The organism is Capnocytophaga catalasegens, from assembly GCF_026005215.1.
GTDB lineage: Bacteria > Bacteroidota > Bacteroidia > Flavobacteriales > Flavobacteriaceae > Capnocytophaga > Capnocytophaga catalasegens.
This window is the reverse complement of sequence record NZ_BPMA01000006.1, coordinates 43258-49670: the sequence shown is the minus strand read 5'-3', so window position 1 is coordinate 49670 and position 6413 is coordinate 43258. Positions and strand designations below refer to the sequence as shown.

5 protein-coding genes and 1 tRNA gene are annotated in these 6413 nt (G+C 34.9%); 5 read left to right on the top strand and 1 reads right to left on the bottom strand.

Annotated features, from left to right (window positions below; genetic code table 11):
• The 4 genes from OO775_RS01485 to OO775_RS01470 all read left to right on the top strand — a co-directional run.
• A partial coding sequence (locus tag OO775_RS01485) for a transposase (protein ID WP_264845239.1) occupies positions 1–183 on the top strand: 183 nt, incomplete at its 5' end.
• A 382-nt stretch (positions 184–565) separates the two neighbouring features.
• Positions 566–1720, top strand: a complete 1155-nt coding sequence (locus tag OO775_RS01480) for an MFS transporter (protein WP_264845238.1) — start codon at positions 566–568, stop codon at positions 1718–1720.
• Positions 1721–1729: 9 nt separating this feature from the next.
• A complete protein-coding gene (locus OO775_RS01475) occupies positions 1730–3868 on the top strand; it encodes a prolyl oligopeptidase family serine peptidase (RefSeq protein ID WP_264845237.1) in 2139 nt (712 codons plus the stop codon).
• A gap of 120 nt (positions 3869–3988) precedes the next feature.
• Positions 3989–4717, top strand: a complete 729-nt coding sequence (locus OO775_RS01470; RefSeq protein ID WP_264845236.1) for a metallophosphoesterase — start codon at positions 3989–3991, stop codon at positions 4715–4717.
• A 63-nt stretch (positions 4718–4780) separates the two neighbouring features.
• On the opposite strand, the gene OO775_RS01465 is transcribed toward OO775_RS01470, so the two are convergent.
• Positions 4781–4853, bottom strand: a tRNA-Phe gene (locus OO775_RS01465).
• 292 nt (positions 4854–5145) lie between these two features.
• On the opposite strand from OO775_RS01465, the gene bamG reads away from it, so the two are divergent.
• Positions 5146–6411, top strand: a complete 1266-nt coding sequence (gene bamG, locus OO775_RS01460; RefSeq protein WP_264845235.1) for a BamG family beta-barrel-assembly machinery protein — start codon at positions 5146–5148, stop codon at positions 6409–6411.
• Positions 6412–6413 lie beyond the last annotated feature (2 nt).

The following is a 6413-nucleotide window of genomic DNA, read 5'->3' as shown; positions in this document are numbered from 1 at the left end:
TTGAAATGGGTGCATATTGTTATCAGTAATGCCAAGCGGAATTTATTATGTAACTATCACAAAATCAAACGGAAGTATTTACAATTATACTTAGACGAATTTGTTTACAAGCTCAATCGTCGTTACTTTGCAGAGCATTTATTTAACAGATTGGTTTTAGCCAATATTACAGCTTATGAGTGATTACGGATATACAATTCGTTATTTATGTATTCCTAAGGTAACAATATCCTTTCCTAAAAATAAAGTCATGTTTCTTGGAAAAGAATTGTATCACTTGCGGTATTATTAAGAATTTTGTATACTTCATCTGTTTGTTCTGCTATTTCCCTAACAAAAAGCGTGATGATAATAACAATACAAATAAAATAAGAGCTGTTTTGTCAATTTTATCTATAACTTCTATTTTAAAAAGACTTGGTACAAATATACATTTTTTTTATAAAAAATCTATTTTATTGTTTTTATCTATAAAAAAATCATTTTTTGCTGGTTTATGTCGTACTTTTGTTGTACTTTCGCAGAAAATTTCTTTTTTAAATAAAATAATAAATATTGATTCACGATGAAAGATAAAAGTATTATTTGGAAACTCCTGCCTGTAATGTTGAGTTTCTTTGCAATGGGATTTGTTGATTTGGTAGGAATTGCTACCAATTATATGAAAAAAGATTTCAACCTTTCCGAAACTATGTCGGGGTTACTCCCTTCGATGGTGTTTTTCTGGTTTTTAGTATTTTCTATTCCAACGGGAATGCTAATGAACAAAATCGGACGACGCAAAACAGTACTTTTGAGTTTGCTTATTACGGCATTGGCGCTAGCAATTCCATACATAAGTTACACTTACTCGATGATGCTTGTTTTCTGCTGTTTGCTTGGTATTGGTAATACCTTGATGCAAGTGTCGCTCAATCCGCTTATTTCGAGCCTTGTAAGTGGAGAACGCTTGGCAAGTTCGCTTACTTTTGGACAATTTGTCAAAGCAATTGCTTCATTTTCTGCACCACTTCTAGCTGGTTGGGCAGCTCAAACACTTGGCGATTGGAGAATGTTATTCCCTATTTTTATGGGAATAGCTATTCTGGCAATGGTTCTTCTGGGGCTAACACAAATCAAAGAAAGCGAAGAGAAAATAAAAACTTCTTCCTTTTCAGAAAGTTTTTCGCTACTGAGCGATAGCCTTATTTTACTATGTTTTGTAGGTATTTTGTGCCACGTGGGGCTTGATGTCGGGGTCAATGTTTCTGCTCCCAAAATATTTATGGAACGCTTAGGCTGGGATTTAGAAAAAGCAGGACACACAACAAGTGTTTATTTCGCTTTTCGTACCATAGGTAGCTTCCTTGGAGCCTTTATTTTGGCAAAATTTTCTTCGCGAATGTTCTATATTGTTAGTGTTTTGTGCATTACACTAGCTTTGGTCGGATTTTTTATCGGTTTTGAAAAGAATATATTGTACGCAAGTGTGGCTTTGGTTGGGTTTGGTAACTCCAATATATTTTCTATTTTCTTCTCCAAAGCCTTGTTACATAAAGCTGACAAACAAAATGAAGTTTCCGGACTGATGATTATGGGAATTTCAGGAGGAGCCATCTTCCCACTCATTATGGGACTTGCTTCCGATGCAACGGCCTCACAATTAGGAGCCATTTTGGTATTGTGCATTACATGTCTTTTCTTTTTATTAATGATTCCTAAAATGAAAGAAATAAAATAATTTACTACAATGAAAAAAATAATAGTCCTGAGCGGTTTTTTTGCAATTGTTGCCTGTAAACAAACCTCAAAAGAGCAGAAAATGATAGAAATATCCTATCCTGAAACCCAAAAAGTAGAAATGAAAGATACATTTTTCGGACAAGAAGTGCCTAATCCGTATGGTTGGCTCGAAGATGACCGAAGCCAAGAAACAACTCAATGGGTAAAAGCGCAAAACGAAGTAACTTTCGGCTATTTAGACCAAATTCCATATCGAACCCAAATGAAAAAACGCTTAGAAGAAGTATGGAATTACGAAAAAATTGGAGCACCATTCAAAGAAGGAAATTATATTTATTATTATAAAAATGACGGATTGCAAAACCAAAGTGTCCTTTATCGCAAAGATGCTCAGGGGAAAGAAGAAGTGTTTCTCAATCCGAACGAATTTTCCAAAGACGGAACCACATCGCTCAGTAGCATAAGCTTTACCGAAGACGGAAAATTGGCTGCATACCTCATTTCAGAAGGAGGAAGCGACTGGCGCAAACTTATCGTTCTTGATGCAACTACCAAAGAGCAAATAGGCGACACTTTGGTCGATATCAAATTCAGTGGAATTGCTTGGAAAGGCAACGATGGGTTTTTCTATTCGAGCTATGACAAACCAAAAGGAAGTGAATTGTCTGCCAAAACCGATAATCACAAATTGTATTATCACAAGTTAGGTACTTCACAAAAACAAGATGAACTAATATTCGGAGGAACACTCGAACAGAAATATCGATATGTATCAGGATATGTATCTCGTGATGCCAAGTATCTTTTTATTTCTGTTGCCAATGCTACTTCAGGAAATCGTTTGTTTGTTAAGCATTTGGAAAAAAAATTACCTTTGATCACTATTACAAGTGATTTTGATTCGGATACTCACCTAGTTGATACTCAGGGAGAAATTTTATATCTTTCTACCAACAAAAATGCACCAAACGGTCGTTTAGTTCAGGTAAATGTTAATGCGCCTCAGCCTGAAAATTGGAAAGATGTTATTGCTCAAACCGACAATGTGCTTTCGGTAAGTAGCGCCGGTGGATATTTCTTTGCCAATTATATAAAAGATGCTACGTCGCTTATCAAACAATATGATTATCAAGGCAATTTCGTTCGTGAGGTTGTATTACCAAGCATTGGCTCTGCTGGCGGTTTTGGCGGAAAAAAAGAGGATAAAGAATTGTATTATTCTTTTACAAATTATTTTACTCCGACCCAGATATACAAAATGGATATTGTACAAGGTGATTCAGAGCTATATTGGTCGCCAAAAATCAATTTTGAACCTAATAAATATGAGTCAAAACAAGTATTTTACACGTCGAAAGATGGTACAAAAGTCCCAATGATAATCACACACAAAAAAGGTATAAAACTTGATGGGACAAACCCCACATTTTTGTATGGTTACGGCGGGTTTAACATCAGTCTAACGCCTGTGTTCAGCATTGCCAATACGCTTTGGTTAGAACAAGGAGGTGTTTATGCGGTGGCTAACTTGCGAGGCGGAGGCGAATATGGCAAAAAATGGCACGATGCAGGCACTAAAATGCAAAAGCAAAATGTTTTTGATGATTTTATTGCCGCAGGCGAATATCTTATCCAAAATAAATACACTTCATCACAGAAGCTGGCTATACGCGGGGGCTCCAATGGCGGATTATTAGTTGGTGCAGTTTTAACTCAACGTCCTGATTTGGTGCAAGTTGCCATTCCCGAAGTAGGTGTTCTTGATATGTTGCGCTATCACAAATTTACCGCAGGAGCTGGTTGGGCATATGATTATGGAACTGCCGATGATAGCAAAGAAATGTTTGATTATTTGAAAAAATATTCGCCCGTACATAACGTAAAAGAAGGTGTATGCTATCCTGCAACCCTTGTAACAACAGGCGACCACGATGACCGTGTAGTTCCTGCTCATAGTTTCAAGTTTGCAGCTGAATTGCAAGCCAAACAATCTTGCAAAAATCCTACACTTATACGTATTGAAGTCAATGCAGGACATGGGGCAGGAACACCTGTAAGCAAAACTATCGAAAAAACAATTGATATTTTTGCTTTTACACTTTGGAATATGGGATATTCTGAATTGCCAACTCAACTTTCAAAATAAAAACGGATATTTTTCTACGAAAAAGAAGCTATACAAAATTTTGTATGGCTTCTTTTTATATTTACAAATATCCTTCGAAAGAAAATTTATTCGTATTTTTGCCTCCAAAATTAAAAAAGAATGCGAACTCTTGTTATTGGAGATATTCACGGAGCATACAAGGCACTTGTTCAAGTGCTTAATCGAGCTAAAATAACCCCAGAAGATCATTTGATATTCTTAGGTGATTTTGCCGATGGTTGGAGCGAAACTCCTAAGGTACTTGATTTGCTAATATCTTTACAACACACACACAGAATAACTCTATTAAAAGGAAATCACGACCAATTATGTCAAGAATTTTTGGAAGAAAAACCGATGTCTTCCAAATGGCATTTGCATGGAGGAACAGCCACAGAAAAGGCTTACTTTTCAATTGATAAACAAACTAAACTACGCCATTTGGAGTTTCTTAGGTCTATGAAACATTATCTTTTGGACAAGCAAAACCGATTGTTTCTCCACGCAGGATTTACGAATCAACGAGGTGTTGATTACGAATATTTTGAACAATGGTTTTATTGGGATAGAACCTTGTGGGAATTAGCCTTAGCTACACCGCTTTCTATGCCTGCTACCGATATTTTCTTTCCTAAAAGATTAAATTTGTACAAAGAAATCTACATAGGCCACACACCAACTACGCGTTTTGGGCAGACAATTCCGATGCAACGACACCAAGTATGGAATATAGACACAGGAGCTGCTTTCAAAGGAGTTATTACTATTTTGGATATTGATACTAAAGAATTTTGGCAAAGCGACCCTGTGTATACCCTGTATCATAACGAAAAAGGGCGCATAGTTTAATTTTATCAAATAAAAAAACCTCCAAGCAAAAACTTAGAGGTTAAACAAAAAAAGTTCAAAAAGTGGTGCCTCCAGGAATCGAACCAGGGACACAAGGATTTTCAGTCCTTTGCTCTACCAACTGAGCTAAGGCACCATTGGTCATTTTGCGAGTGCAAAGTTACATTTTATTTTTTTCTCTGCAAATTTTTTTTGAATAAATTTTTAAAAAAATACATGTTTCTTGAAAATGAATTAGTTACGAAATTATTTTTGCTTTGAAAATAATTTTTAAAAAGCCTTTTTTTAATAAAAAAAACTTAAAATAAAAATTTAACACTACTTTTTGGTTTTTAGTTTGGTCAGAAACAGAAAAATGTAGAAATTTGCAAATCTGTTTCCTCCTTTCAAGAAATTTTCCTTGAAAGAAAAAATAGCAATTATAAATTATGATAAATAGAAAGATTATTACCCTTCTTTTTGTATTGATGGCAAGTGTCATATATGCACAGAAGAACACAAATTCGCCTTATTCGTACTATGGATTGGGAGAAATTCGCTTTGGCGGAAATACCGAAAATAGCCTGATGGGAGGTATTAATTCTTATGTTGATAGCTTACGTGTTGATGTTCGTAATCCTGCTTCGCTTGGTAAGCTACAACTTACTACGTTTTCGCTGAGTGCTTCTGCCGATTTTCGAAAGTTAGAAAGTAACGCCTCTTTAGAACAAGTAAGAACAACAACTATTGATTATTTGGCACTTTCGTTTCCTGTATATAAAAATGCTGGGGTGTCTTTCGGACTTTCTCCATATTCATCTGTAGGATATAAATTAGCTTCTTTATCAACAGAAAATGGTAATTCGATAACGCAAACTTTTGAAGGAAATGGAGGTCTTAATCGATTATATATGGCTGTAGGATACGAGTTTGTTAAGAATTTACGTATTGGAGTAGGTGCTTATTTTAACTTTGGTAAAACAGAAATACAGAATATGCGTTCTGAAACAAATGTATCATATATAGTGAATGAAAGTAGTAATTCAACATATCGTGGAGCAAGTTTTAATTTTGGAGTACAATACAATTACAAAGTTTGGGATAAATATGTATTAGGAACAACACTCTCTTACACTCCAAAATCGACGATTACCTCTACTAATTCACGAGTTCTTTCTACACTATTTCCCTCATACACAAGAGGTTTAATAATTAGAGATACTCAAACGTTAGATTTAGGAAGCAATGCTAAAACAAACCTTACACTTCCTTCCGAATTGAATGCAGGAATAGGTTTTGGTCAAGAGAAAAAATGGTACATAGGTGCTGATTATACGCTGGTCAATAACAACGAATTTGACAATCCGTTTATAACATCTACCTTTGTTGCCTATGATAAAGGTCACAAATTTGCTTTGGGAGGATTTTTTATTCCACAATATAATTCTTTCACAAAATACTGGAAACGTATCACTTACAGAGCAGGAATGTATTATGAAAATACAGGAATTGTGCTTCATAATGAAAAAATAAACGATTTTGGCATAACTTTTGGATTAAGTTTGCCAGTACAAGGTTTTTCTAATGTTACCCTTGGTACCCAAATAGGAAGTAAAGGAACCAAATCTCAGAATTTGATAAAAGAAAATTATTTTAATATAAAAATAGCTTTAACACTTAATGACAAATGGTTTCAAAAATCTAAGTATAACTAATA

Excerpts from the sequence above, each read along its gene's own strand:
- OO775_RS01480 (WP_264845238.1), top strand. The coding sequence starts at position 566 with ATGAAAGATAAAAGTATTATTTGGAAACTCCTGCCTGTAATGTTGAGT.
- OO775_RS01475 (WP_264845237.1), top strand. The coding sequence starts at position 1,730 with ATGAAAAAAATAATAGTCCTGAGCGGTTTTTTTGCAATTGTTGCCTGT.
- OO775_RS01470 (WP_264845236.1), top strand. The coding sequence starts at position 3,989 with ATGCGAACTCTTGTTATTGGAGATATTCACGGAGCATACAAGGCACTT.
- bamG (WP_264845235.1), top strand. The coding sequence starts at position 5,146 with ATGATAAATAGAAAGATTATTACCCTTCTTTTTGTATTGATGGCAAGT.